This window comes from Pseudomonas sp. IPO3749 (genome assembly GCF_013386605.1).
Lineage (GTDB): Bacteria > Pseudomonadota > Gammaproteobacteria > Pseudomonadales > Pseudomonadaceae > Aquipseudomonas > Aquipseudomonas azotoformans_A.
Map to the genome: position 1 here is coordinate 1 of NZ_JACARN010000056.1, position 24,345 is coordinate 24,345.

Below are 24,345 nucleotides of genomic sequence, written 5' to 3' on the forward strand. Positions count from 1 at the left end.
TTTAAATCTTATTTTTTCATGTGTTTATTCTTTAAATGCATATGCGAGATTTGAAATCGCAGGCGAAAAAAAAGGCCGTCGAAACGGCCTCAAAACCCCTGCTATGTGATCAGCGATTCGGTTGTGGCGTGAGTCGCAGGTACGGCTTCACCGCGCGATACCCCTTCGGAAAGCGTTTCTTGATTTCGTCCTCGTCCTTGAGCGACGGCACGATCACCACCTCATCACCGTCCTGCCAGTTGGCGGGTGTGGCGACCTTGTGGTTGTCGGTCAACTGCAACGAGTCGATGACCCGCAGGATTTCGTGGAAGTTGCGCCCGGTGCTGGCCGGGTAGGTGATGGTCAGGCGAATCTTCTTGTTCGGGTCGATCACGAACAAGGAACGCACCGTGAGGGTGTCACTGGCGTTGGGGTGGATCAGGTCGTACAGGTCGGACACTTTACGGTCGGCGTCGGCCAGGATCGGGAAGTTGACGATGGTGTTCTGGGTTTCGTTGATGTCTTCGATCCACTTGTGGTGCGAATCCACCGGGTCGACCGACAGGGCGATGGCCTTGACGCCACGCTGGGCGAATTCGTCCTTGAGCTTGGCGGTGAAACCCAGCTCGGTGGTGCACACCGGGGTGAAATCCGCTGGGTGGGAGAACAACACGCCCCAGCTATCGCCCAGCCATTCGTGGAAACGAATCTTGCCGGCGCTGGAATCCTGTTCGAAGTCGGGGGCGATATCGCCCAGTCTTAGACTCATGGTGTGGCTCCTGGTGAGTGCTTATGGAGCCCACTGTGCATGGAATATGGATTATTTAAAAAGAATAAATATCGATTTATCTAGATGATAAAGGAATATTAAAAATCTGTTCATTGGACGTATCCGAAGGCGAGGAGCACCATCGTTTCCAAGGTTCGAGAAGGCCTTGAGACGCTGTACAAAGAGGGGTTCAGGAAGGGCTTGCGGGGGTTTAGCCCGACTTGAAAGCAAGACACCTTGCCCGGTGTTGCACCGGGCAAGGCTTTACGCAGTTACTTGAACGCGTAGGTGTAGCTAACGATGACGCGGTTTTCGTCCTGATCGCGCGCGGCGGCAACATCGTTGCGCCACATAGCGTTTTTCCAGGCCACGCCAACGTTTTTGAACAGGCCTTCTGGTACGACGTAGGCAACAGTGATGTCACGCTCCCACTCGGACTGGCCGGTGAACTCAGCGCGAGTGCTGTTGACGGTGTCGATGTCAGTACCTTTGAGGTACACAACACCAGCGGTCAGGCCAGGCACGCCAACCTTGGCGAAGTCGTAGGAGTAGCGAGCTTGCCAGGTACGTTCGCCAGCACGGGCGAACTTGGCGATCTGCATGTCAGTGGTCAGGTAAGCGGACGAACCGTCGCCTTGGTTCAACCAAGGGAAGTCGCTGCTACCGTTGCTGACTTGATAACCACCACCGAAGGTGTGACCGGCAACGGTGTACAGGAACAGACCGCTGTACAGGTTGTTATCAACCTTGCCGCGACCGGAGTTCACACCGCTGTAGTTGCCCGACGAGAAGTAGGCGGATTCGTTACCGTTCTTACCGTCGTCGGAGCTGTTGAAGTAACGCAGGTCAGACTTCAGCACGCCCGGGCCGATTGCCCAGTTGTGAGTCAGGCCTAGGAAGTGTTGCTTGTAGAAATCTTCCAGATTGCCGTAGTAGTACTGTGCGGTCAGATCCTTGGTGATCTTGTAGTCACCACCGGCATAGTAGAACTTGTTGCTGTCACGCCAGCTGGCGCCACGGGAGTTGGCACCCGAGATCGACAGGTTGTCGACGTTGCTGGAGTTACGACCTTTGGCTTTTTCGATCTGACCCGCAACCAGCGTCAGGTCTTTGTTGAGATCGTTGGTAGTGATCTGGCCACCTTGGAAGGTCTGCGGCAGCAGACGACCATCGTTGGTCACGATAACCGGCAGTTTAGGCTGCAGGGTACCCAGCTTCAGTTCAGTCTGGGAGATCTTGGCTTTGGCAGTCAGGCCCAGGCTCGAGTAGTTATCAACGGCTTCGCCATTGGACTTGCTCGGGAATACAGTGCCGCCGTAGGAGGAAGCAGTGGCGCCGTTGGTGCCGCCGCCGGAATCCAGGCGAACGCCCAGCAGGCCGATAGCGTCAAGACCAAAGCCTACGGTGCCTTGGGTGTAACCGGAGATGAAACGCAGGTCGAAGCCTTGGCCCCACTCTTCCTGCTTGCTCTGAACACCGGCGCGCTTGTTGGCAGCAGTGCCAGCAGCCGAGTCACGGTTGTCAGTGTTGATGTAAAAGTTACGCAGACCCAGTGTTACTTTGCTGTCATCGATGAAACCGGCAGCGCCTGCTTGCTGGGCGATTGCGCCCAAAGCTACAGCCAAAGCCAAGGTGGACTTCTTCATGTACCGCTCCTCTCATTTCTAATTTTTGTATTTCTTTGGTCTCGGGTCTGACGCCCTCGATCCACAGATGCGCGATTAGCGCCAGATAGTGACTACCAAGTCAATCGTAACCTTGTGTGTCTACTACCTTCGTCTAATCGCAGTTGATTTGGTCCCTGCAGGGTAATGAGTTTTTCATACACCCAAAAAGAATTGTTTCATTCTTTTTCATACGATTTGGGAATAAGGCTTTTTATGATGCGGACGCGTCAGGGTAGACGAACCGCTCCATAAGCTAATTCCTAAATGGTATTTGTTAGCGCTTTTTTAGATCGATTAGTGTGGCCGTACTGTTGCATACGTCACCCACGATCAAAAAGGCGACGCCATCATGGCCAAACGCACATCCTCCCGTCAATTTGTTACAGTTTTTGTGTCACTAATACTTTCTTTTGGTGTCAAAGCCGCCGATTTAACCGTCGGCTACCAAACCGGCATTGACCCCAGCAAAGTCCCACAGGCCGACGGCCTCTATGAGAAGGCCATCGGTGAAAAAATCGCCTGGCGCCGGTTCAACAGTGGGCCGGAGGTCGTCACCGCCATTGCCTCCGGCGATGTGCAGATCGGCAACCTCGGTTCCAGCCCCCTTGCGGCGGCGGCTTCACGGAATCTACCCATCGTTGCGTTCATCGTATCGGCGCAGATCAATACTTCTGAAGCTCTGGTGGTGCGCAACGGCAGCGGTATCGACAAACCCGAAGACCTGATCGGCAAAACCATCGCCACGCCCTTCGTCTCTACCTCTCATTACAGCCTGCTCGGTGCGCTGAAGCACTGGGGCCTGGACACCAAACAAGTCAAGGTGGTGAACCTGCAGCCAGCCGAAATTGCCGCCGCGTGGAAACGCGGCGATATCGACGGTGCCTTCGTGTGGTCGCCGGCCCTGGGCGAAATCCGCAAGACCGGCAAGACCCTGACAGACGCGGCCCAGGTGGGTCAGTGGGGCGCGCCGACATTTGAAGTGTGGGTGGCGCGCAAGGATTTCGCGGAAAAACATCCTGACGTAGTGGCCAAATTTGCCAAGGTCACCCTGGATTCGTTTGCCGAGTATGCGGCCCATAAAGACGGTTGGACGGTGGATTCCGAGCCGGTGCAGAAAATCGCGAAACTGACAGGTTCGAATGCTGCCGACATCCCGGAGCTGTTGGCCGGCACCACCTTCCCGGATGCGCAGGCACAGCAAACTGATGCGCTGCTTAAAGGCGGCACGGCGAAGGCGATTGGGGAGACGGCGAAGTTCTTGAAGGAACAGGGAAAGGTTGAAGCGGTGTTGCCGGACTACTCAGCGTTCGTGACCGACAAATTCATCAGCCAGTAAGCAGATCGAATGTGGGAGCGGGCTTGCTCGCGAATGCGGTGTATCAGTCACACATGTACCGACTGACAGTCCGCATTCGCGAGCAAGCCCGCTCCCACATTTAGACCTATCGTGCTTCTGAGACCCGGTTTAGAGGGCCTTCTCGAAAATCTTCGAATTACGCTGATAGTTGTACAGCGACGCCCGCGCCGACGGCAGACGATCCACGCTGCTCGGCACAAACCCCCGCTCACGGAACCAGTGGGCGGTGCGGGTAGTGAGCACAAACAAGGTCTTCAACCCCTGCGCACGGGCACGGGCCTGGATACGTTCCAGCAACACATCACCTCGCGCGCCATGACGGTATTCCGGGTTCACCGCCAGGCATGCCAGCTCACCTGCGTCCGAATCCGCGATCTGGTACAGCGCCGCGCAAGCGATGATCATGCCTTCGCGTTCCACCACGCTGAACTGCTCGATCTCACGCTCCAGCACTTCCCGCGAACGGCGCACCAGGATGCCCTGCTCTTCCAACGGGCTGATCAGGTCGAGCAAACCGCCGACGTCTTCAATCGCGGCTTCGCGCACCTGCTCGAATTGTTCCTGGGCTACCAGCGTACCGCCACCGTCGCGGGTGAACAGTTCGGTGAGCAAGGCGCCGTCTTCGGCGTAGCTGACAATATGACTGCGCCCTACGCCACCCCGGCACGCTTCGGCGGCCGCATCGAGTAATTCAGCCTGATAGTTGCTGCTGCCCAGGCGTTGCAAGTGAGCCGGCACTTGTTGTGGACGCAGCTCACGGACCAGGCGACCGTTTTCATCGATCAGGCCCATGTCGGCGCCAAACAGCAACAGCTTGTCGGCACCCAGGTCGATGGCCGCGCGGGTGGCGACGTCTTCGCAGGCCAGGTTGAAGATCTCGCCGGTCGGCGAGTAACCCAACGGCGACAGCAACACGATGGAGCGTTCGTCCAACAGGCGGTTGATACCCTTGCGATCGACGCGGCGCACTTCGCCGGTGTGGTGGTAGTCCACGCCGTCCAATACGCCGATAGGGCGTGCGGTCACGAAATTACCGCTGGTTACACGCAGGCGCGAGCCCTGCATCGGCGACGAGGCCATGTCCATCGACAGGCGCGCTTCAATGGCGATGCGCAGGTGGCCGACCGCGTCGATCACACACTCCAGCGTCGCCGCGTCAGTGATGCGCATGCCTTCGTGATAAGTCGGGATCAGGCCACGTGCTTCAAGGCGCACTTCAATCTGTGGCCGCGAACCGTGGACCAGCACCAGGCGCACGCCCAGGCTGTGCAGCAGCACCAAGTCGTGGACGATATTGCCGAAGTTGGGATGCTCTACACCGTCGCCAGGCAGCATGACCACAAAGGTGCAGTCGCGGTGGGCGTTGATGTAAGGGGACGCGTGACGAAGCCAATTAACATAGTCGGGCATAAAACCTGGGCCTGTAATAAAAAGCAGCCGAAAAAGGATGAATCGTGAAAGCGCACAGCGGGCTGATGGTTATCGTCGGAACAGGCTTGGCGACACGCTCACTCTCCTTTCTATGTACGAACAGGTTGGGGTTAATTTATGCAGGTTTCAGGCAGTAATGTTCGATCAGTTGCCGCAATAGACGCACTGTAGGCGTCAAGCGTGACATTTCGAGGTACTCGCCCGGTTGGTGGGCACAGGCGATGTCGCCAGGGCCGAGCACCAGGGTTTCGCATCCAAGGCGCTGAAGATAAGGCGCTTCGGTGCCGAACGCTACTGCTTCGGCACGATGGCCGGTCAATCGTTCCGCTACCCGCACCAGTTCGGCATCTTCGGGTTGCTCGAAAGGTGGCACCTCGGGGAACAGCGGCGCGTAATCGATCTTGACCTGATGGCGCTCGGCCAAGGGCACGAGCTTCTGCCGGATAGCGTCGCGCAGTACTTGCGGGTCCATGCCCGGCAGCGGCCGCAGGTCGAACTCCAGGGAACACTGGCCGCAGATGCGGTTGGGGTTGTCGCCACCGTGGATGCAGCCAAAATTCAGGGTCGGCTGCGGCACGCTGAATTGCGGGTTGCGGTATTCGCGCTGCCAGGCCAGGCGCAAGCCACGCAGTTCGCCAATGGCGTCGTGCATGGCCTCAAGGGCGCTGTGGCCCAGGCTGGGATCCGACGAATGGCCGCTTTGGCCGAGGATGTCGATGCGCTCCATCATTACGCCTTTGTGCAGGCGGATCGGCTTGAGCCCGGTCGGCTCGCCAATCACCGCTGCGCGGCCCAGCGGGCGCCCCGCTTCGGCCAATGCGCGGGCGCCGGACATGGAGCTTTCTTCATCGCAGGTAGCGAGGATCAGCAGCGGCTGCTTGAACGGCTGATCCAGCAACGGCAGCACCGCCTCGATGGCCAGGGCGAAAAAGCCTTTCATGTCGCAACTGCCCAATCCTACCCAACGGCCGTCGACTTCCGTCAGCTTGAGCGGATCGGTCTTCCACAGTGCGGCGTCATAGGGCACGGTATCGCTATGGCCCGCCAGCACCAGCCCGCCGGGGCCGCTGCCGTAACTGGCCAGGAGGTTGAACTTGCCGGGGCTGACGTGTTGGATGTCGATGGCAAAACCCAGGTCGCCCAGCCAACTGGCGAGCAAGTCGATCACCGGGCGGTTGGTCTGGTCGAGAGAGGCCTGGGTGCAACTGACCGACGGCGCTGCAATCAGCGCGGCGAACTGCTCTTTCATGGACGGTAATGGCATGCGCGGCCTCTCGACTTCCCGGATGAGCCCCACTATAGAGCCATCTGCACGACACAATAAACCGTTGCGGCACGTTGCCGGGCTCAGTCCTGTACACTGCACGACCTTGGCAGCCACTCTTTTCCCCGGCTGCGCTCCCGATCCTGGATGTACCGGCCATGCAAAAAGAAACTGAAATCAAGCTTCGCGTCAGCCGCGAGACCCTCGCCGCGCTACGTGAGCACCCACTGCTGAAAAAACGCAACAAAAGTGGCTGGGAACGCCGTGAGTTGATGAACCAGTATTTCGACACCCCCGAGCGCGACCTGGCCCAGGCCAAAGTTGCCCTGCGCCTGCGCAAGGACGGTGACGACATCATCCAGACCCTCAAGACCCGTGGCCAAAGCGTCGCCGGCTTGTCGGAACGCAACGAGTACAACTGGGAATTGCCCAAAGCCAAGCTCGACGTGAAGAAACTCGACGGCGAATGCTGGCCCGAGCAACTGGCCGAGCTGGACAAAAAGACCCTCAAGCCGATCTTCACCACCGACTTCGTGCGTGAACGCGCCGAAATCGCCTGGGGCCGTGGCAAGGCCAAGGTGGTCATCGAAGCCGCCCTGGACCTGGGCCACGTGGTGGTCGGCAAGCAAAAAGAAGAAATCTGCGAGCTGGAACTGGAACTGCGTGAAGGCGAACCGGCTGCACTGCTGGAACTGGCCGCCGAACTGGCCGCCACCCTGGCCCTGATGCCGTGCGATATCAGCAAGGCTGAGCGCGGCTACCGCCTGTACGACTCCAGCAGCTATTCCCTGAGCCTGCCGGCGCCGCAGATCCACGCAGAAATGCCGCTGGACGATGCCTTCGCCGCCATCATGTGGCACCTGCTGGGCAGCAGCCAACGCCTGGCCGAGCAATACCGCTTCAATGGCCACTGGCGCCTCCTGCAAGACTGGGTCGACAACCTCGGCGAACTGCGCGCCCTGATCGGCAGCCTCGGCCAAGCCGCGCCGCGCCAATCCACCAGCGAACTGCGTAGCGCACTGGATGCCCTGTTGGAAGACTGGCGCCCATTGGTACAAGCCGGTGACGACGACGAAGACATTCGCAAAGCCGCACCGGAACAATTCGCCGAAGAACTGGAAGACGTGCGTTGGGGCCTGTTCTCATTGAACGCTTCGCGCTGGCTGATGGCCCGTACCTGGACCGCCGACCGCAACGTGCGTGGCAACCGCCAGGGCGCTGCACAAATCACCAACTGGCTGCCACGCTTGCTGGCCGACGACGCCGTCGCCCTGCAACTGCCGCGTTACCAGCAACAACCGGAAGACCTGGCCGAGCAACTGCCGCGCATCGAACGCATCCAAGCCTGGCTGCACCATGCGCGTCAGGTGGTCGACATCCCGGAGCTGGACCGTCTGTACGGCGAACTGAACAAGTTGGCACAACTGGCCAACCAGCCGATCACCGATGAGTCGCTGGATGCGCGGATGCATCAAGCGATTGCGGTGTACCAGAACCGTGCCTGGAAAACTCTGCTGCGCCTGTAAATAAACTGTGGCGAGGGAGCTTGCTCCCGCTGGACCGGGCTGGCGCTCCAGTGCGCAGCGCTCCCGATTTTTGGGGCCGCTGCGCAGCCCAGCGGGAGCAAGCTCCCTCGCCACAGAGGCTTCATCTACACTGGCAGGCTGGTGGTGGACTTGATCTCCGACAACGCCACAATCGAATTGACCTCCTGAATCCCCGGCACCATCGACAACTTCTCGAAGAAGAACCGCTCATAGGCCTCGATGTCCGAGGTGACGATGCGCAGCAGAAAATCCACTGCCCCCATCAGCACATAACACTCCAGTACTTCCGGAAACCCGCGAATCGCGTCGGTGAACTCGGTGAAGTTGGAGCGGCCGTGGGCGTTGAGTTTGACCTCGGCGAAAATCTGCGTGTTGAGGCCAATCTTCTTGCGGTCCAGTAACGTCACCTGGCCGCGAATCACCCCCTCTTCCTTGAGACGTTGAATACGCCGCCAGCACGGTGACTGGGATAAGCCGACCTGCTCGGCGATCTGCGCGCTGGACAGCGAGGCATCCTCTTGCAGCAGGGCCAGGATACGGCGGTCGTAGACGTCCAACTCGCTGTGCATATAAATTCCTTCCATTACGTTTATTTTGAATCAATCAATTCAAATAACTTTCAAACAAGCCCATCTTAGATAAGAAATCTCCGTTGTCGAATGTAAAAATTTCTCCAGTCGAATCTGGAGTTTTCCCATGCACGCCGTCGAAACCACACACACTGTTACCCGCGTCGATGCGTGGGCCGTCACCAGCGTTCATTGCCAGGCGCACTACCGGATCGTCGCCGAGGCGGAGCCGGATGTTTTATGCCGGGTCCTCAACTATTTCGCGCTGCAATGCCTCACGCCGCGACAGGTCACGGTGAATCGGGAAGATGACCTGCTGAACATCGACATCGTGATGGATGGCCTGAGCTGGCACCGCGCCCAAGTGATCGGTGAAAAGATTCGAAACCTGATCAGCGTGTGCACGCTGGATATGCGGTCGGCTGACTCCATGGGGCCTCAAGCGGTGGTGGCGGTCGCCCAGTAAAAGCCTGCAATACACGCTGGGAGGCAGATATTCATCGGCTGGCTAGCCTGGGATTTACACCCACGGCCCCCCAGGAAAACCTTCATGCCGGTTGATCAACGATTGGAACTGCATCAGCTGTTGCCGGCTTTGGTCGAAGGGCGGCTGATCACGCCTGAGCTCGCCCAACGCTTGTCGGCATTGCCGGCCAGCAACACTCAGCATCCGCTAGAGAGCATCGCAGCCCAAGGCCCGTGCCTGGAAACCCTGACCGAATGGCTCGCCCAACAGGCCGGGCAACCCTATCTGCGCATCGACCCGTTGAAGATCGACGTGGCGACGGTGGTGCCGCTGATGTCCCACGCATTCGCCCAGCGCCACGCCATCCTCGCGGTGGCGGTGGATGCGCAAACCGTCACGGTCGCCAGCGCCCAGCCCCATGTCACCAGCTGGGAAGCCGGGCTCTCGCAGGTGCTCAAGCGTTCAATCAGGCGCGTGGTCGCCAATCCCCAGGACATTACGCGCTGCATCGGTGAGTTCTACCGGCTGGCGAAGTCCGTCAGCGGCGCCGATCAAAAGGTCGTGGCGCCTGGCAATGTCGACCTGCTCAACCTCGGCGCCAGCGACCAGGAGCCGGATGCCAACGACGCGCACATCGTCAATATCGTCGATTGGCTGCTGCAGTACGCGTTCGCCCAGCGCGCCAGTGATATCCATATCGAACCCTGCCGTGAACAGGGGCGTGTGCGCTTTCGCATCGACGGGCTGTTGCATGACGTCTATCAGTTCCCGCCCTAGGTGACGATGGCCGTCGTCAGCCGCCTGAAAAGCTTGGGCCGTATGAACGTGGCAGAAAAACGCAGGCCCCAGGACGGCCGGGTCAAGACCAAAAGCCCGACGGGCGCGGAAGTTGAATTGCGCCTTTCCACCTTGCCCACGGCGTTTGGCGAGAAGCTGGTGATGCGGATATTCGACCCGCAGGTGCTGCTCAAAGGCTTTGACCAGTTGGGTTTGTCGGCTGATGACCAGCGACGCTGGCAATCCATGACGCGCCAAACCCACGGCATCATCCTGGTGACCGGCCCGACCGGTTCAGGCAAGACCAGCACGCTCTACACCACGCTCAGGCAACTGGCGACCCGGGAGATCAACCTGTGCACGGTGGAGGACCCGGTCGAGATGGTCGAACCGGCGTTCAACCAGATGCAGGTGCAGCACAACATCGACCTGACCTTCGCCAGCGGCATCCGCGCGTTGCTGCGCCAGGACCCGGACATCATCATGATTGGCGAGATCCGCGACCAGGAGACCGCCGAAATGGCAATCCAGGCTGCTCTGACCGGGCATCTGGTGCTGTCGACCCTGCATACCAACGACGCGCCCAGCGCCATCAGCCGCTTGCAGGAACTGGGCATTGCTCACTATTTGATCAAGGCCACGCTGTTGGGGGTGATGGCGCAGCGGTTGGTGCGGGTTTTGTGCCCTCACTGCAAGCAGGCGCAGGGTGAGGTCCATGAGGCGGTCGGATGCGTGGAATGTCGACACAGCGGTTATCGGGGCCGAGCCGGTGTGTACGAAATCATGGTGCTCAACGAAGCGCTCAAGACGTTGATCACGCCCGGCGCCGATGTGCAGGCGCTGCGCCAGGCGGCGATTGCCCAAGGCATGTGCAGCCTGCGCATGGCCGGCCTGCAAATGGTCGAGGCGGGGCAAACCACGATGGCGGAAGTACTGCGAGTGACCCCTGGGGATTCGGTAACAAATCCTTTGTTTGATCGGCAGTGAAACCGTTCTTATCGGTGACAACACCGTTACAATCGGACCAACGTCGTTTTACTGACTCATTCAGATAGGGAATCGCTATGCAGATCGGAACCGTACTGCTTCTTTTCGTGGGCTTGGCCATCGCCATCCTGTTCATGGGCTTCAAGGTCGTCCCCCAGGGTTACCAGTGGACAGTCGAGCGTTTCGGCCGCTACACCAACACCCTCAAGCCTGGCCTGAATATCATCATCCCGGTCATGGACCGCATCGGTCGCAAGATCAACGTGATGGAAAGCGTGCTGGATATCCCGCCCCAGGAAGTCATCACCGCCGACAACGCCACCGTGCAGATCGACGCCGTGTGCTTCTTCCAGGTGGTCAACACCGCCCAGGCGGCGTACGAGGTCAACAACCTCGAACACGCCATCCGCAACCTGCTGCAAACCAACATCCGTACCGTGCTCGGCTCCATGGAGCTGGATGCCATGCTCAGCCAGCGTGACGGTATCAATGAAAAACTGCTGAAAACCGTAGACGAAGCCACCGCACCGTGGGGCATCAAGATCACCCGTATCGAGATCAAGGACATCAGCCCGCCCGCCGACCTGATGGCCGCCATGTCGGGCCAGATGAAAGCCGAGCGGATCAAGCGTGCACAAATCCTCGAAGCTGAAGGCCTGCGAGCCTCCGCGATCCTGACCGCAGAAGGCAAAAAGCAGGCGCAAATCCTGGAGGCCGAAGGTAGCCGGCAGGCGGCATTCCTTGAGTCCGAAGCCCGCGAGCGTCAGGCCGAAGCTGAAGCCCGAGCGACCCAGGTGGTATCGGAAGCGATTGCGTCGGGCAACGTGCAGGCGGTCAATTACTTTGTCGCACAGAAATACATCGATGCGCTGGGCAAGCTGGCATCGGCCAACAACAGCAAGGTCATCCTGATGCCGCTGGAAGCCAGCCAGGTGATCGGTGCAGTCGGCGGTATCGGCGAGATCGTCAAGGCAACGTTCGACAACAAGAAAGGCTGAGGCCAGCGCCATGTGGGATTTCCTGCAGCATCTGTCGTTTTGGGATTGGCTGGCACTGGGTACGGTGTTGTTGATCCTTGAGGTATTCGGCGCCGGTGGTTACCTGCTGTGGATGGGCATCGCGGCGGCGGCCGTGGGTGTGATCAAGTTTTTGGTGCCACCCTTGGGGCTGGAGTGGCAACTGCTACTGTTTGCCGTGCTGTCGATCGTCACAGCCGTGTATTGGTGGAAGCGCCAGCGCAGCAGTGCCAAAGCCAGCGACCAGCCTGGCCTCAACGAGCGCGGCTCGGAACTGATCGGCCGCACCTTCGTGGTGCATCAGGCGATTGTGGACGGTCGGGGCAAGGTAAAGGTGGGTGACGGCGTGTGGATGGTCACTGGCCCGGACAGCCCCGTAGGCGCTCAAGTCCGGGTAGTTGCCCAGGAAGGTGTGGTGTTAAGGGTTGAAACTGTTTAGTCAGTGATGGAACTCGGTTGGACTAACTACAATCATAAAGTACAGATAACCCACCCGGAGTCACCCATCATGCGTCTTAAATATGCTGTCGCAACCCTTGCTGTGCTTTCCCTCCCTGTCGGTTCAGCCATGGCCGACAGTTTCTGGCGCAACGTCATCTCGTCCGGCGCCACTACCGGCTCGACATACCTGACGTTCAAGGACCACAAGCTGGTGGTCGCCGCGCAAGACGACGCAGGCAGCTTTGTTGCCAGCGATGGCGGCATCCGTGGCCCATACCTGGAAGCCGCGATGCAGAAAGTCCGCGCCGATAACCCTGGCCTGCAAGCCACGGATATGGAGCTGGCCAACGCCATCCTCGCGAAAAACGCCGTTACCGAATAACTCGGGCTCGATAAAAAATGCCGCTTTGAACAGCGGCATTTTTTTGCCTTCATTTCCTACGGTTATACCCGCCGAGTACTACGCATAGGTTCCTGCTTTCAATGTGGAGTACAGAGAAGTCCTGTCGAGCCTCATTCTGCTGGGCAACAAGCTATGGGTTCCTTTTTAAATAAAGCGAATCACTGCCCATGCACAAGATTGCCTACGTACTGCTGCTCTCTGCATTTGCGACCTCCTACACCCAGGCAGAAAGCTGGTACGGATCAGCAAAATTCAACAACGCCCGCCAGAACCTTTCCAGCTCGCTGCTCACCAGCCCTCGTGTGACTGAACGAGTGGACGCCCCAGATAGCACCAAGTCATTCGTAGCCTCTTTCGCCGCAGGTTACGCCTTTGAGAATGGCTGGCGCCTGGAAGGGGAATACACAATGCCGAACAACTCGACATTCAAATCCTACTGGGCCCCCTTCAATGCCAACGTCAACAGCATGCACGTCCAGAGCCAACGCTTGATGCTCAATGGCTATAAAGACATCCCGATCAACCCATGGTTATCGTTCTACGGCATGGCCGGCGTGGGTGTCGCTCGCATTGAAGCCGAAGGCTATCAAACCAACGAGACCCGTCGCTTTGCCAATAATCGCCAGCACAACTTTGCCTACAGTGTGGGCATGGGACTTGAAGCCAAGGTCAGTGAGCAAATCACACTGGGGGCTGGTTATCGATATATCGCCATGGGCGATGTTGAAACCGGCTACAACACATTCGCAAACCGTGTGAACGCCAGGGATGAACAACTCAAAGGCAAGCTCAAGGAACAAAATGTGTTCCTGGAAGCGCGCTACGCCTTCTAAAGCCCGTAGAGAATGCCGCTGTTGAAGCGGCATTTCTTACTTAAACACTGACGATTCATTCACAGGCGACAGGCTATATTCAGTCACACCGTGTAACCATACCGGTACTGATCGCTTACTCATCGCCAATCTGAAACGGATGCCTTCGTCGTCATGAGCCAACAGCCTTTCCTGCCTTTCTCCAAACCCACCATTGATGAAGCCACCATCTCGGCGGTCGGCGATGTACTGCGCTCGGGCTGGATCACCAGCGGGCCGAAGGTGCAGGCATTCGAGGCTCAGCTGTCGGAATACTTTGGCGGCCGGCCGGTGCGCACCTTCAACTCGGGCACCTGCACCATGGAGATTGCCCTGCGCATTGCCGGTATCGGGCCGGGCGATGAAGTCATTACCACGCCGATCTCCTGGGTGGCCACGGCCAACGTGATTCTGGGAGTCGGCGCCACGCCGGTGTTTGCCGATATCGACCCGATCACCCGCAACATCGACCTGGCTCAGGTGGAGGCGGCGATTACCCCGCGCACGAAGGCGATCATCCCGGTTTACCTGGCCGGCCTGCCCCTGGACATGCCGATGCTGTATGCACTGGCGAACAAGTACAACCTGCGTATCGTCGAGGACGCTGCCCAGGCATTGGGTTCAAGCTGGGATGGCGAGCGCATCGGCGCCACCGGTGATTTCGTGTCGTTCAGCTTCCAGGCCAACAAGAACATCACCTCTTCCGAGGGCGGTTGCCTGGTGTTGAACAATGCCGAGGAAGCGCGTCTGGCCGAAAAGTATCGCCTGCAGGGCGTCACCCGCACCGGCTTCGATGGCTTGGATGTAGATGTGCTGGGCGGCAAGTTCAACATGACCGACATCGCCGCCGCCATTGGCCTGGGGCAGTTTGCTCATATCGAGAAGATCACCGCGCATCGCCAGAACCTGGCGCGACACTACTTCAAGTGCTTTGGCAGTGATTTTGAAGCGTTGTACGGCGCACAACTGCCACCGGCCGACTTCGAAAACAGCAACTGGCACCTGCTCCAACTGGTGCTGCCAGAGCGTCAGGACGGCCTGCCGGCCCGCGCCACCTTCATGGAGCAGATGCAGGCCCACGGCGTCGGCATTGGCTATCACTACCCGCCGATCCACCTGCTGAGTCTTTATCGGGCACAGGGCTTCAAGGAAGGCATGTTCCCGGTGGCAGAAAAGGTCGGTCGTTTGATCGTGTCGTTGCCGATGTTCACGGCGATGACGGAAGCGGATGTGGAGCGGTCGGTAGCGGCAGTGAAAGCGGTTCTACAGCGCTGAAAGCACATTGCGGGAGCCGGATAACCGGCTCCCGCAACAGAATCACTCGCCGATGGCGGCTTTGTAGCCAGCAGCATCCAGCAGTTTTTCCAGATCAGCCGGGTTGCTCGGCTTGAGCTTGAAGATCCACGCGCCGTACGGGTCGGAGTTCAGCAGCTCAGGGCTACCGCTCAGCTCTTCATTGACGGCAATCACTTCGCCTGCAACCGGAGCGTAGATGTCCGAGGCGGCCTTCACCGACTCAACCACACCCGCTTGGCCGGCAGCGTCAAACTGCGCGCCCACTTCGGCCAGCTCAACAAACACCACATCACCCAACGCTTCCTGAGCATGGTCGGAAATACCGACGGTCACGGTGCCGTCAGCTTCCAGGCGTGCCCATTCGTGGCTTTCGGCAAAACGCAGGTCGGCAGGGATATCGCTCATAATCTGTGTCCTCAAGAAGTAATGTCAGCGGCCATTGGCCTGCCGGAAATAGGTTAGATCAAGGTTTTGCCATGGCGCACGAAGGTCGGTTTGACCACTCGAACCGGGTACCACTTGCCGCGGATTTCCACTTCGGCCCGATCAGCGGTTGCCGTCGGTACTCGCGCCAGAGCAATGGATTTGCTCAGCGTAGGAGAGAAACTACCACTGGTGATCTCCCCTTCGCCAATATTGGCGATACGAACCACCTGGTGAGCGCGTAGAACCCCACGCTCTTCCAGTACCAGCCCGACCAGTTTGAACTGCACACCTGCCGCTTTTTCTGCTTCCAGCGCGGCGCGACCGATGAAATTGCGTTCGGCAGGCTCCCAGGCAATGCTCCAGGCCATGTTCGACGCCAAAGGCGAAACATCCTGATGGATGTCCTGACCGTAGAGGTTCATACCGGCTTCCAAACGCAGGGTATCGCGGGCGCCAAGGCCGATGGGGGAAATACCGGCACCTACCAGGTCGTTGAAAAAGCCCGGCGCCTGATCGGCCGGCAGGACAATTTCCAGACCATCTTCGCCGGTGTAACCCGTACGCGCGATAAACCAATCGCCGTCGGCCTGGCCTTCGAAGGGTTTGAGCTGGTGAATCAGCGCGCCGCGCGACTGGGTCACCAGCTCGGCAATCTTCTGCCGGGCGTGGGGGCCTTGGATGGCGAGCATGGCCAGCTCAGGGCGTTCATGCAGTTGCACCTGGTAACTGCCCAGTTGCGCGTGCATCCAGGCCATGTCCTGATCACGGGTGGCGGCATTCACCACCAGGCGATAGGCGGCTTCGGTGCGGTAGACAATCATGTCGTCCACCACGCCGCCCTTTTCGTTGAGCATGGCGCTGTACAACGCACGGCCGCAGCCGTGCAGGCGTTCGACATCATTGGCCAGCAGGTACTGGAGCCATTCCTTGGCCTGGGGGCCGGTGACATCGATCACGGTCATATGAGATACATCGAACACCCCGCAGTCGCGTCGCACCTGATGGTGTTCTTCAACTTGCGAGCCGTAGTGCAGAGGCATATCCCAACCGCCAAAATCGACCATTTTCGCGCCGAGGGCGAGATGCAGGTCATACAGAGGCGTACGCTGTCCCATGGGTTTCTCCTTCCGGGCGTGGCGAAGGTGCGCGGAGCTACTGTTCGCGCTGAACACCTTGAATTACAAGGCCTGCAGCCACGCCCAGCGACCCGCTCCGAAAGACGAAGCGCACCGAATGCCGCGCATTGTAGCCGCAAGCCGTAGGACTGGCACCTAACCGATTTGCCGGGCGGAGCGTCGAATCAGCCCGATCACCGGCAACAGGCCGACCAACACCAACGTCAACGCGGGCAAAGAGGCCCGTGCCCATTCACCTTCACTGGTCATTTCAAAGATCCGCACGGCGAGCGTGTCCCAGCCGAACGGGCGCATCAGCAGGGTCGCGGGCATTTCCTTGAGCACATCGACAAACACCAGCAGTGCCGCACTCAAGGTCCCCGGCAGCAGCAACGGCAGATACACTTTGCAAAACAGTCGCGGGCCACTGACGCCAAGACTGCGCGCAGCTTCCGGCAAGGAGGGCCGGATGCGCGCCAGGCTGTTTTCCAACGGCCCATAGGCCACCGCCAGGAAACGCACCAGATACGCCAGCACCAACGCCGACAGGCTGCCCAACAGCAATGGTTTGCCCGCCCCGCCGAGCCAGCCGGACAGCGGCACCACCAGTTCGCGGTCCAGATAGCTGAACGCCAACATGATCGACACCGCCAACACCGAACCCGGCAACGCATAACCGACATTGGCCAGGCTGATGCCGGAGCGGATCGCCCGCGTCGGCGCCAGCCGGTTGGCGAATGCCAGCACCAGCGCCACGCTGACCGTGATCAGGGCAGCGATCCCGCCCAGATAAAGCGTGTGCACAATCAGGCCGGAGTAGCGTTCATCCAGGTCGAAGCGACCGCGCTGCCAGAACCAGGCAACCAGTTGCAGCATCGGGATCACAAAGGCACAGGCGAACACCAGCCCACACCAACTACTCGCCGCTGCCGCCTTGAACCCGCGCAGGTGATAAAGCGCCTTACCCCGTGGCCGCTCGTTGCTCGGTCGACTGGCGCCCCGTGCGCGCCGCTCGCCATACAGCACCAGCATCACCACCAGTAGCAACAGGCTGGCCAACTGGGCCGCGCTGGACAGGCTGAAAAAGCCGTACCAGGTCTTGTAGATGGCGGTGGTGAAAGTATCGAAGTTGAACACCGAGACCGCACCAAAATCCGCCAGGGTCTCCATCAATGCCAACGCCACCCCGGCGCCAATCGCCGGCCGCGCCATGGGCAGGGCCACATGCCAGAACGCTCGCCACGGCGATTGCCCCAACACCCGCGCCGCTTCCATCAGCCCTTTGCCCTGGGCCAGAAACGCCGTGCGCGCCAACAGATAAACGTAGGGATAGAACACCAGCACCAACACGATGATCACACCGCCGGTGGAACGCACCCGAGGCAGCCTCAAGCCACTGCCAAACCATTCGCGCAGCAGGGTTTGCACCGGGCCGGAGAAATCCAGCAAGCCGACAAACACAAAAGCCAGGACGTACGCGGGAATGGCGAACGGCAGCATCAACGCCCAATCGAGCCAGCGCCGGCCGGGGAACTCGCAGAGGCTGGTCAGCCAGGCCAGGCTCACACCCAACAGGGTCACGCCGACGCCGACACCCAACACCAGGGTCAGGGTGTTGCCGAGCAGGCGCGGCATCTGGGTTTCCCAGAGGTGGGACCAGATTTGTGCATCGATGCTTTGCCAGGACAGTAACAGCACGCTCAGCGGCAGCAGCACCAGGGCAGCGACGGTGAAGACCGGCAGGTACCAACGGCGTTGGGCGGGGTGGGCCAATGAGAAACTCTCAGAATAATAAAGATTTTCAAGGCGCCGCTAACCAATGTGGGAGCGGGCTTGCTCGCGAATGCAGTGTATCAGCCACACATGTATCGACTGACACGACGCTTTCGCGAGCAAGCCCGCTCCCACATTTCGATCTGCGGCGTTTTAAAAATTTAGTTCCAGCCAGCGCGATCCATCAACCGAATCGCCTCAGCCTGGCGCTTGCCCGCCACTTCCACCGGCAAGGTGTCCGCCACGAACTTGCCCCAGCTCGCGACTTCCGCCGAGGGCGGTACGGCCGGGTTGGCCGGGAATTCCTGGTTCACGTCGGCAAAGATCTTCTGCGCCTCAGGCGTGGTCATCCACTCCACCAGTGCCTTGGCAGCTTCCGGGTGCGGTGCGTGCTGGGTCAGGCCGATGCCCGACAGGTTCACATGCACGCCACGGTCGCCCTGGTTCGGCCAGAACAGCTTTACCGCCAGCTCCGGCCTCTGCTTGTGCAAGCGGCCGTAGTAGTAGGTGTTGACGATGCCCACATCGCACTGCCCGGCATTGATGGCCTCCAGCACGGCGATGTCATCGGAGAACACGTCGGTGGACAGGTTGTTCACCCAGCCCTTGACGATTTCTTCGGTCTTGGCCGCACCGTGGGTTTCGATCAGGGTGGCGGTCAGCGACTGGTTGTAGACCTTTTTCGCCGTGCGCAGGCACAGGCGGCCTTCCCACTGTTTGTCGGCCAGGGCTTCGTAGGTGGTGAGGTCGCCCGGTTTTACCCGGTCGGTGGAATAGGCGATGGTCCGCGCGCGCAGGCTCAAGCCGGTCCAGGTGTGTTTGGACGAGCGGTATTGCAGGGGAATGTTCTTGTCGATCACCGGGGAAGTGAACGGTTGCAGGATGCCCATTTGCTCAGCCTGCCAGAGGTTGCCGGCATCGACGGTGAGCAGCAGGTCGGCGGTGGCGTTTTCGCCCTCGGCCTTGATGCGCTGCATCAGCGGGGCTTCCTTGTCGGTGATGAATTTCACCTGCACGCCGGTTTTCTTTGTGTAGGCGTCGAACACCGGCTTGATCAGTTCGTCGATGCGCGAGGAGTAGACCACCACTTCGTCGGCGGCCTGCACGGTGGTGCTGCCGATCAGGGTGAGTGCCAGGGCAGTCAGGAGGCGCTTGGGTGCCAACATGGGTGCGGTCTCTCATTTGCAAAAAGAGGGCAAATGATAAGGACTCACATTTGGTAGCGCTTGGTGGAGGCGTTACCAGATGTTGCATGGCCGGGATTTGCAGTGCGGCTTATGGCCTCATCGCGGGCAAGCCCGGCTCCCACAGGGGATAGCATTTCAACCTCAGGGTTTGGCGAGCTCCGGAAGGTCGCCGGTCAGACCCAGCGCCTGGCGCACAAAGACGGCCTTGGCCTCGGGCATCTGGTCGACCATTTTCAATCCAGCGTTGCGCAACCAGCGCAGCGGCAGTTGATCGGCCTGGAACAGTCGCTCAAAACCTTCCATCGCCGCCATCAACGCCAGGTTGTGCGGCATGCGTCGACGCTCGTAGCGGCTCAGTACCTTTACATCCGCCAGGCGCTCGCCGCGCTCGGTTGCCGACAACAAGACTTCAGCCAGTGTCGCCGCATCCAGGAACCCCAGGTTCACGCCCTGCCCCGCCAAGGGATGGATGACGTGCGCCGCGTCGCCAATCAACGCGAGGCCTTCGGCCACATAGCGCTTGGCGTGACGCTGACGCAGTGGCACGCAGACGCGCGGGTCGGCGCTCAGCACCGTGCCGAGCCGCCCTTCGAAGGCGCGCTCCAGCTCACGGCAGAAGCTTTCATCATCCAGCGCCATCAAGCGCTCGGACTCGGCCGGCGTGGTCGACCAGACGATCGAACACCAATCTTCCTGCCCCTCTCGCACCAGCGGCAAGAACGCCAATGGGCCGGTGTCGGTAAAGCGTTGCCACGCGGTGCGCTGGTGCGGCTGGCTGCTGCGTACGCTGGTGACGATGGCGTTATGCAGGTAATCCCATTCGCGGGTCGCGGTGCCGGTCAGGCGACGCACAGCGGAGTTGGCGCCATCGGCAGCCACCACCAACGGCGCGCGCAGCGTGCGGCCGTCGGCCAGGGTCAGCAGCCAGTCATCGCCGGAGCGGCGCATCTGTTCCAGGCGTGCATTGGCCAGCAGGCCCAGGTCGCAGTCGTGCAGACGGTCGAGCAGCGCATCCTGCACCACGCGGTTCTCGACGATATGCCCCAGCACTTCAGCATGCACACTGGCGGCGGAAAAATGGATCTGCCCGGTGCCGCTGCCGTCCCACACTTGCATCTCGCCATAAGGGCTTGCACGGCGCGACACAATGCCGTCCCACACGCCCAGACGTTCAAGGATGCGCTGGCTCGCGGCCGACAAGGCGCTCACGCGGGGTTCGAATGCGGCCTCGCGGTCGAACGGCTTGACGCTCAGCGGGCTACCGTCGAGCAGCAGCACCTGCAGGCCACTGCCCTGCAACGCCAGCGCCAGGGCGCTTCCGACCATTCCGGCCCCGACAATCAGCACATCTGCGCGCATGTCCATGCTTTAAGCCTGTCTCGCTGGCGGCTTGCGCCGCACGTAAAGGGTTTTGTCGACCCGCGCCACCAGGGTGCCGGAGCCGTCATGAATCTCAACCTTGAGGTGGGGCAGGTACTTCTCGCCCCCTTCGGTCTGCCGGCGGATCTCATCGAGCAAGGCATCATCGATGGAAAACTCGGCATACACCGGGCCTTTGCCCGGCGAGATGAAATCGATACTCGCCGCCTTGTCCCACACGATGTAGTCGCGGCCCAGGTTTTCCATCAACAGCAGCATGTAGAACGGGTCGACCATCGAATACAGGCTGCCGCCAAACTGTGTGCCGACGTAATTTCGGTTGTACCAGCCCAGGCCCATGCGCACTTTGACATGCCGGAAGTCCGCGCTCAGTTCTTGCACCCGTACACCCGCGCCGAGGTACGGCGGGTACAGGCTCAGGAACCAACGCAATAACCGCGCCTTGCCCACACGTTGGATCAACCAGTTACGCATCGGGACGTGTACCCAGGCCCATGGCCTGACGGGCGAACCAGCGCTTGGCCGGCGGCAGCAAGTCCAGGCCCAGCAGGCCCATGTTGCGCCCCAGGGCGACCAACGGTTGAGCGCTGCCAAACAGGCGCGTGACCTGGTCGGAGAAACCCACGGTGAGCTTCTGGTCCAGGCGCTGACGCTCGCGATAACCCTGCAAGGTGGCCAGGTCACCCGGCACTTGCGGTCCCGCCAACAAGGCTTCAGCCAATGCATTTGCATCACGCAGGGACAGGTTGAAGCCCTGCCCCGCAATCGGGTGTAGGCTGTGGGCCGCGTTGCCGAGGATAGCCAGGTGGGAGCGCACTTGCTCCTCGGCTTCAACCAGTGTCAGCGGGTACAGATGACGGGCGCCGACTTGCTTCAGCGTGCCCAGGCGGTAGCCGAACACGCCCTGCAACTCGCTCAAAAAGCTGCGCTCGTCGAGATTGGCCAGGCGTTGCGCGTCCATGCCGATGCGCGTCCACACCAGTGCGCAGCGGTTGTCCGGCAGCGGCAGCAAGGCCATCGGGCCCTCGTCGGTGAAACGCTCGAAGGCTTCACCGTTATGGGATTCGCTGGGGGTGATGTTGGCGATCAGCGCGCTCTGGTTGTACGGGCGGGTTTTCACGCCGATGCCCAATTGCTCGCGCAAACCGGAACGGCCACCGTCAGCCAGCACGGCGAGGTCGCATTCCAGCACGGTTTCATCATTGAGGGTCAGGCGGTAGCCATCGGGCAGCGGTTCCATGCGTGTGACTTCGGCCGGGCAACGCCAGCTGACCACCTCTTTGTCCAGGCCTTGCCACAGGCATTGGCCCAGCCAGGCGTTTTCCACCACATAGCCGAGGGCCGGCACGCCCTCTTCCATGGCGGACAGGCGCGCGGTGGAGAAACGCCCACGGTCAGACACATGAATCTGCTTGATCGGCTCGGCGCGGCGCGAAATCTCTTGCCACAAGCCCAGGCGCTGATAGATCTGCCGTGCACCAAAGGACAACGCAGAAGAGCGCGCATCGTAGCTCGGCTGGTAGCTGTCGCCCGGCGCAAAAGGTTCGATCAGCACGATCTTCCAGCCGCGCGCCTTGGCCCCAGCCTGCAACGCCAGCGCCAGGCTGGCGCCGACCAGGCCGCCGCCAATGATTGCCAGGTTGACCCGGCTCATCGGGCAGCCGCCATCAGCGCTTCAATTTCAGCGACGGTCTTGGGCACGCCACCGGTCAGGATTTCACAGCCTTGCTTGGTCACTACCACGTCGTCCTCGATGCGTACGCCAATGCCACGCCATTTCTTTGCCACATTCGGGTTGTCCGGCGAAATATAAATGCCCGGCTCTACGGTCAGCGCCATGCCGACTTCCAGCACCCGCCACTCACCGCCCACTTTGTACTCGCCCACATCATGCACATCCATGCCCAGCCAGTGGCCAGCGCGGTGCATGTAGAAGGCTTTATAGGCTTCGTTGGCGATCAACTCGTCGACGTCACCCTGCAGCAACCCCAGCTTCACCAGACCGGCAGTAATCACCTGCACGGTGGCCTCATGCGCCTGGTTCCAATGCTTATTCGGAGCGATCTCGGCAAACGCGGCCTCTTGGGAAGCCAGCACAATTTCGTAGATCGCCTTCTGTTCCGGCGAAAATTTGCCATTGACCGGCCAGGTGCGAGTGATGTCGCTCGCGTAGCAGTCAATCTCGCAACCGGCGTCAATCAGCACCAGGTCGCCGTCCTTGAGCAGCGCGTCATTCTGCTGGTAATGCAGGATGCAGCTGTTGCGCCCGGCGGCGACGATGGAGCCGTAGGCCGGCATTTTCGCGCCGCCTTTGCGGAACTCATAATCCAGTTCGGCTTCCAGGCTGAACTCATACAGGCCGGCGCGGCTGGCTTGCATCGCCTTCACGTGGGCCGCGCAGGAGATTCGCGCGGCCTCGCGCATCACCTTCACTTCTGCCGCCGATTTATACAGGCGCATGTCGTGGAGCAGATGATCCAGGGCAACGAATTCGTTCGGCGGCTGGGCGCCCAGGTGGGCCTTGGAGCGGATCACGTTGATCCATTCCATCAGGTGCCGGTCGAACTCGGCATTGCTGCCCATGGCCGAGTACACCCGGTCGCGACCTTCGATGAGGCCGGGCAGGATGTCGTCGATATCGGTGATGGGGAACGCGTCGTCGGCGCCAAAGTCACGGATCGCGCCTTCGGTGCCGGCGCGCAGGCCGTCCCACAGTTCGCGTTCGGCGTTGCGCTCGCGGCAGAACAGCACGTACTCGCCGTGCTGGCGACCGGGCATCAGCACGATCACCGCTTCCGGCTCGGGGAAACCGCTCAGGTACTGGAAGTCGCTGTCCTGGCGGTACACGTGTTCGACATCGCGATTGCGGATCGCCACGGCGGCGGCCGGCAGGATCGCGATGCTGTTGGGTTCCATCTGCGCCATGAGCGCCTTGCGGCGTCGGGTGTATTCCGCTCGGGGGATATGGATCATGGGCAGATGGGCTTCCTTTCTTAGTGCAGCGAAGGCTTGGGCGCAGCGGGCTCAGCGGACTTCTTGGTCTCGGTGAACAGCAGCAGCGGCGCGACGCGCAGGTATTCCATGACTTCCATGTAATCGCCTTCGCCGTCTTCGGACTCTTCCAGAGCGTCTTGCACCTGGGAGATCGCTGCCAAATCCTGCAACACTTCCTTGGCGTCGGTGCTCAGTTCCAGGCCGCCGGCGTTGACGCCGAAACCGTGGAGGAAGCCTTGGCACCATTGGCCCAGGGCAGCGGCGCGCTCGGCGAGCGGTGCGTCGTCGGTCGGCAGCAGCAGGACCACGGTGACGTCATCACCGGTCAGCTCGCCCTTGACCATCTCTTGCAGGCCGATCAGCGCGTTACGCACGTTGTCGGTCGGCTCGGTCTCAAGCAGCTCGGCCACGTCAGCCAGCCAGTTGTCGGCATCAAAGCCAACGCCGGTGCAGCTACGGCCCAGCAATACGCCGTGCAGTTCAGCAGGCGAGCAAGGGTGGCCGCTGGTGCTCAGCAGTTTGGAAAAAGCGTCGTACGGGGAGTTCTGAATAGGCATGGTGAGCTAGGCGCCAGACGGCGCAATGTCTAGAATGGAGCGCTGTATCCTAGCACCGGCAGACGTACCAAGACTATCAAGGGCGTCAGATCG

At 60.3% G+C, this 24,345-nt stretch carries 22 protein-coding genes and 1 pseudogene; 9 read left to right on the forward strand and 14 right to left on the reverse strand.

The genetic code is table 11. The annotated features are described in order from the left end of the window. Positions 1-109: 109 nt before the first annotated feature. Positions 110-748 carry a peroxiredoxin gene (locus HX812_RS21365; RefSeq protein ID WP_038850715.1) on the reverse strand — a complete coding sequence of 213 codons (639 nt, stop codon included), beginning with the start codon at positions 746-748 and terminating at the stop codon, positions 110-112. A gap of 272 nt (positions 749-1,020) precedes the next feature. After that, positions 1,021-2,394: an OprD family porin gene (locus HX812_RS21370; RefSeq protein WP_038850717.1), complete on the reverse strand. Its 1,374-nt coding sequence runs from the start codon at positions 2,392-2,394 to the stop codon at positions 1,021-1,023. Positions 2,395-2,764: 370 nt separating this feature from the next. Between HX812_RS21370 and tauA the strand changes: the two genes are divergently transcribed. Further along, positions 2,765-3,751 carry a taurine ABC transporter substrate-binding protein gene (gene tauA / locus HX812_RS21375; RefSeq protein WP_038850718.1) on the forward strand — a complete coding sequence of 329 codons (987 nt, stop codon included), beginning with the start codon at positions 2,765-2,767 and terminating at the stop codon, positions 3,749-3,751. Between the two features lie 129 nt (positions 3,752-3,880). Here the strand turns inward: tauA and argA are convergent, their stop codons facing one another. Further along, positions 3,881-5,182, reverse strand: coding sequence for an amino-acid N-acetyltransferase (gene argA, locus HX812_RS21380; RefSeq protein WP_016978985.1), 1,302 nt, complete (start codon positions 5,180-5,182; stop codon positions 3,881-3,883). Positions 5,183-5,318: 136 nt separating this feature from the next. Then, positions 5,319-6,467, reverse strand: coding sequence for an acetylornithine deacetylase (gene argE / locus HX812_RS21385; protein ID WP_038843135.1), 1,149 nt, complete (start codon positions 6,465-6,467; stop codon positions 5,319-5,321). A 158-nt stretch (positions 6,468-6,625) separates the two neighbouring features. On the opposite strand from argE, the gene HX812_RS21390 reads away from it, so the two are divergent. Beyond that, positions 6,626-7,993, forward strand: a complete 1,368-nt coding sequence (locus tag HX812_RS21390) for an inorganic triphosphatase (protein WP_038843137.1) — start codon at positions 6,626-6,628, stop codon at positions 7,991-7,993. Positions 7,994-8,118: 125 nt separating this feature from the next. Here the strand turns inward: HX812_RS21390 and HX812_RS21395 are convergent, their stop codons facing one another. After that, on the reverse strand, positions 8,119-8,583 hold the full coding sequence (locus tag HX812_RS21395) for an Lrp/AsnC family transcriptional regulator (protein ID WP_038843139.1): 465 nt from the start codon (positions 8,581-8,583) through the stop codon (positions 8,119-8,121). Between the two features lie 127 nt (positions 8,584-8,710). Between HX812_RS21395 and HX812_RS21400 the strand changes: the two genes are divergently transcribed. The 7 genes and pseudogenes from HX812_RS21400 to HX812_RS21430 all read left to right on the forward strand — a co-directional run bounded on the left by HX812_RS21400 (position 8,711) and on the right by HX812_RS21430 (position 14,799). Next, complete coding sequence (locus HX812_RS21400; RefSeq protein WP_038843141.1) at positions 8,711-9,049, forward strand: hypothetical protein; 339 nt, start codon at positions 8,711-8,713, stop codon at positions 9,047-9,049. Positions 9,050-9,133: 84 nt separating this feature from the next. Then, positions 9,134-10,813, forward strand: a pseudogene (locus HX812_RS21405) (GspE/PulE family protein). Positions 10,814-10,890: 77 nt separating this feature from the next. Next, positions 10,891-11,811, forward strand: a complete 921-nt coding sequence (locus HX812_RS21410) for an SPFH domain-containing protein (RefSeq protein WP_010207363.1) — start codon at positions 10,891-10,893, stop codon at positions 11,809-11,811. Between the two features lie 10 nt (positions 11,812-11,821). Further along, on the forward strand, positions 11,822-12,268 hold the full coding sequence (locus HX812_RS21415; protein WP_038843145.1) for an NfeD family protein: 447 nt from the start codon (positions 11,822-11,824) through the stop codon (positions 12,266-12,268). A 69-nt stretch (positions 12,269-12,337) separates the two neighbouring features. Further along, the gene (locus HX812_RS21420) at positions 12,338-12,652 is read left to right on the forward strand and encodes a DUF2388 domain-containing protein (protein WP_003176799.1); all 315 of its coding nucleotides are present in this window, start codon (positions 12,338-12,340) and stop codon (positions 12,650-12,652) included. A 188-nt stretch (positions 12,653-12,840) separates the two neighbouring features. After that, positions 12,841-13,506, forward strand: coding sequence for an outer membrane protein (locus HX812_RS21425; protein ID WP_038843148.1), 666 nt, complete (start codon positions 12,841-12,843; stop codon positions 13,504-13,506). 153 nt (positions 13,507-13,659) lie between these two features. Then, entirely contained in the window at positions 13,660-14,799 is a 1,140-nt protein-coding gene (locus HX812_RS21430; RefSeq protein ID WP_038843151.1) for a DegT/DnrJ/EryC1/StrS aminotransferase family protein, read from the forward strand. A 42-nt stretch (positions 14,800-14,841) separates the two neighbouring features. On the opposite strand, the gene gcvH is transcribed toward HX812_RS21430, so the two are convergent. The 9 genes from gcvH to HX812_RS21475 form a co-directional block, all read right to left on the reverse strand. Next, on the reverse strand, positions 14,842-15,225 hold the full coding sequence (gene gcvH / locus HX812_RS21435; protein WP_033897550.1) for a glycine cleavage system protein GcvH: 384 nt from the start codon (positions 15,223-15,225) through the stop codon (positions 14,842-14,844). A gap of 53 nt (positions 15,226-15,278) precedes the next feature. Continuing rightward, a complete protein-coding gene (gene gcvT / locus HX812_RS21440; RefSeq protein WP_038843153.1) occupies positions 15,279-16,361 on the reverse strand; it encodes a glycine cleavage system aminomethyltransferase GcvT in 1,083 nt (360 codons plus the stop codon). Positions 16,362-16,517: 156 nt separating this feature from the next. After that, positions 16,518-18,134: an iron ABC transporter permease gene (locus HX812_RS21445; RefSeq protein ID WP_038843155.1), complete on the reverse strand. Its 1,617-nt coding sequence runs from the start codon at positions 18,132-18,134 to the stop codon at positions 16,518-16,520. Between the two features lie 161 nt (positions 18,135-18,295). Further along, positions 18,296-19,300: an extracellular solute-binding protein gene (locus HX812_RS21450; protein WP_038843156.1), complete on the reverse strand. Its 1,005-nt coding sequence runs from the start codon at positions 19,298-19,300 to the stop codon at positions 18,296-18,298. A 162-nt stretch (positions 19,301-19,462) separates the two neighbouring features. Then, on the reverse strand, positions 19,463-20,680 hold the full coding sequence (locus HX812_RS21455) for a 2-octaprenyl-3-methyl-6-methoxy-1,4-benzoquinol hydroxylase (protein WP_177074928.1): 1,218 nt from the start codon (positions 20,678-20,680) through the stop codon (positions 19,463-19,465). 9 nt (positions 20,681-20,689) lie between these two features. Further along, the gene (locus HX812_RS21460; protein WP_038843161.1) at positions 20,690-21,175 is read right to left on the reverse strand and encodes a DUF4442 domain-containing protein; all 486 of its coding nucleotides are present in this window, start codon (positions 21,173-21,175) and stop codon (positions 20,690-20,692) included. Beyond that, the gene (ubiH, locus tag HX812_RS21465; protein WP_033897545.1) at positions 21,168-22,355 is read right to left on the reverse strand and encodes a 2-octaprenyl-6-methoxyphenyl hydroxylase; all 1,188 of its coding nucleotides are present in this window, start codon (positions 22,353-22,355) and stop codon (positions 21,168-21,170) included. The genes HX812_RS21460 and ubiH overlap by 8 nt, the downstream gene beginning before the upstream one ends. Continuing rightward, entirely contained in the window at positions 22,352-23,674 is a 1,323-nt protein-coding gene (gene pepP, locus HX812_RS21470) for a Xaa-Pro aminopeptidase (protein WP_038843166.1), read from the reverse strand. The genes ubiH and pepP overlap by 4 nt, the downstream gene beginning before the upstream one ends. Before the next feature lie 20 nt (positions 23,675-23,694). Next, positions 23,695-24,252 carry a YecA family protein gene (locus tag HX812_RS21475; protein ID WP_021492630.1) on the reverse strand — a complete coding sequence of 186 codons (558 nt, stop codon included), beginning with the start codon at positions 24,250-24,252 and terminating at the stop codon, positions 23,695-23,697. Positions 24,253-24,345: the final 93 nt, after the last annotated feature.

What these genes read in the sequence shown, in the direction of transcription:
- HX812_RS21420 (WP_003176799.1), top strand. Translation starts at nt 12,338, where the DNA reads ATGCGTCTTAAATATGCTGTCGCAACCCTTGCTGTGCTTTCCCTCCCT.
- tauA (WP_038850718.1), top strand. Translation starts at nt 2,765, where the DNA reads ATGGCCAAACGCACATCCTCCCGTCAATTTGTTACAGTTTTTGTGTCA.
- HX812_RS21475 (WP_021492630.1), bottom strand. Translation starts at nt 24,252, where the DNA reads ATGCCTATTCAGAACTCCCCGTACGACGCTTTTTCCAAACTGCTGAGC.
- HX812_RS21430 (WP_038843151.1), top strand. Translation starts at nt 13,660, where the DNA reads ATGAGCCAACAGCCTTTCCTGCCTTTCTCCAAACCCACCATTGATGAA.
- argE (WP_038843135.1), bottom strand. Translation starts at nt 6,467, where the DNA reads ATGCCATTACCGTCCATGAAAGAGCAGTTCGCCGCGCTGATTGCAGCG.
- HX812_RS21395 (WP_038843139.1), bottom strand. Translation starts at nt 8,583, where the DNA reads ATGCACAGCGAGTTGGACGTCTACGACCGCCGTATCCTGGCCCTGCTG.
- argA (WP_016978985.1), bottom strand. Translation starts at nt 5,182, where the DNA reads ATGCCCGACTATGTTAATTGGCTTCGTCACGCGTCCCCTTACATCAAC.
- HX812_RS21460 (WP_038843161.1), bottom strand. Translation starts at nt 21,175, where the DNA reads ATGCGTAACTGGTTGATCCAACGTGTGGGCAAGGCGCGGTTATTGCGT.
- HX812_RS21415 (WP_038843145.1), top strand. Translation starts at nt 11,822, where the DNA reads ATGTGGGATTTCCTGCAGCATCTGTCGTTTTGGGATTGGCTGGCACTG.
- HX812_RS21390 (WP_038843137.1), top strand. Translation starts at nt 6,626, where the DNA reads ATGCAAAAAGAAACTGAAATCAAGCTTCGCGTCAGCCGCGAGACCCTC.
- gcvH (WP_033897550.1), bottom strand. Translation starts at nt 15,225, where the DNA reads ATGAGCGATATCCCTGCCGACCTGCGTTTTGCCGAAAGCCACGAATGG.
- HX812_RS21410 (WP_010207363.1), top strand. Translation starts at nt 10,891, where the DNA reads ATGCAGATCGGAACCGTACTGCTTCTTTTCGTGGGCTTGGCCATCGCC.
- HX812_RS21400 (WP_038843141.1), top strand. Translation starts at nt 8,711, where the DNA reads ATGCACGCCGTCGAAACCACACACACTGTTACCCGCGTCGATGCGTGG.
- HX812_RS21455 (WP_177074928.1), bottom strand. Translation starts at nt 20,680, where the DNA reads ATGCGCGCAGATGTGCTGATTGTCGGGGCCGGAATGGTCGGAAGCGCC.
- HX812_RS21365 (WP_038850715.1), bottom strand. Translation starts at nt 748, where the DNA reads ATGAGTCTAAGACTGGGCGATATCGCCCCCGACTTCGAACAGGATTCC.
- HX812_RS21370 (WP_038850717.1), bottom strand. Translation starts at nt 2,394, where the DNA reads ATGAAGAAGTCCACCTTGGCTTTGGCTGTAGCTTTGGGCGCAATCGCC.
- pepP (WP_038843166.1), bottom strand. Translation starts at nt 23,674, where the DNA reads ATGATCCATATCCCCCGAGCGGAATACACCCGACGCCGCAAGGCGCTC.
- HX812_RS21450 (WP_038843156.1), bottom strand. Translation starts at nt 19,300, where the DNA reads ATGTTGGCACCCAAGCGCCTCCTGACTGCCCTGGCACTCACCCTGATC.
- gcvT (WP_038843153.1), bottom strand. Translation starts at nt 16,361, where the DNA reads ATGGGACAGCGTACGCCTCTGTATGACCTGCATCTCGCCCTCGGCGCG.
- HX812_RS21425 (WP_038843148.1), top strand. Translation starts at nt 12,841, where the DNA reads ATGCACAAGATTGCCTACGTACTGCTGCTCTCTGCATTTGCGACCTCC.
- ubiH (WP_033897545.1), bottom strand. Translation starts at nt 22,355, where the DNA reads ATGAGCCGGGTCAACCTGGCAATCATTGGCGGCGGCCTGGTCGGCGCC.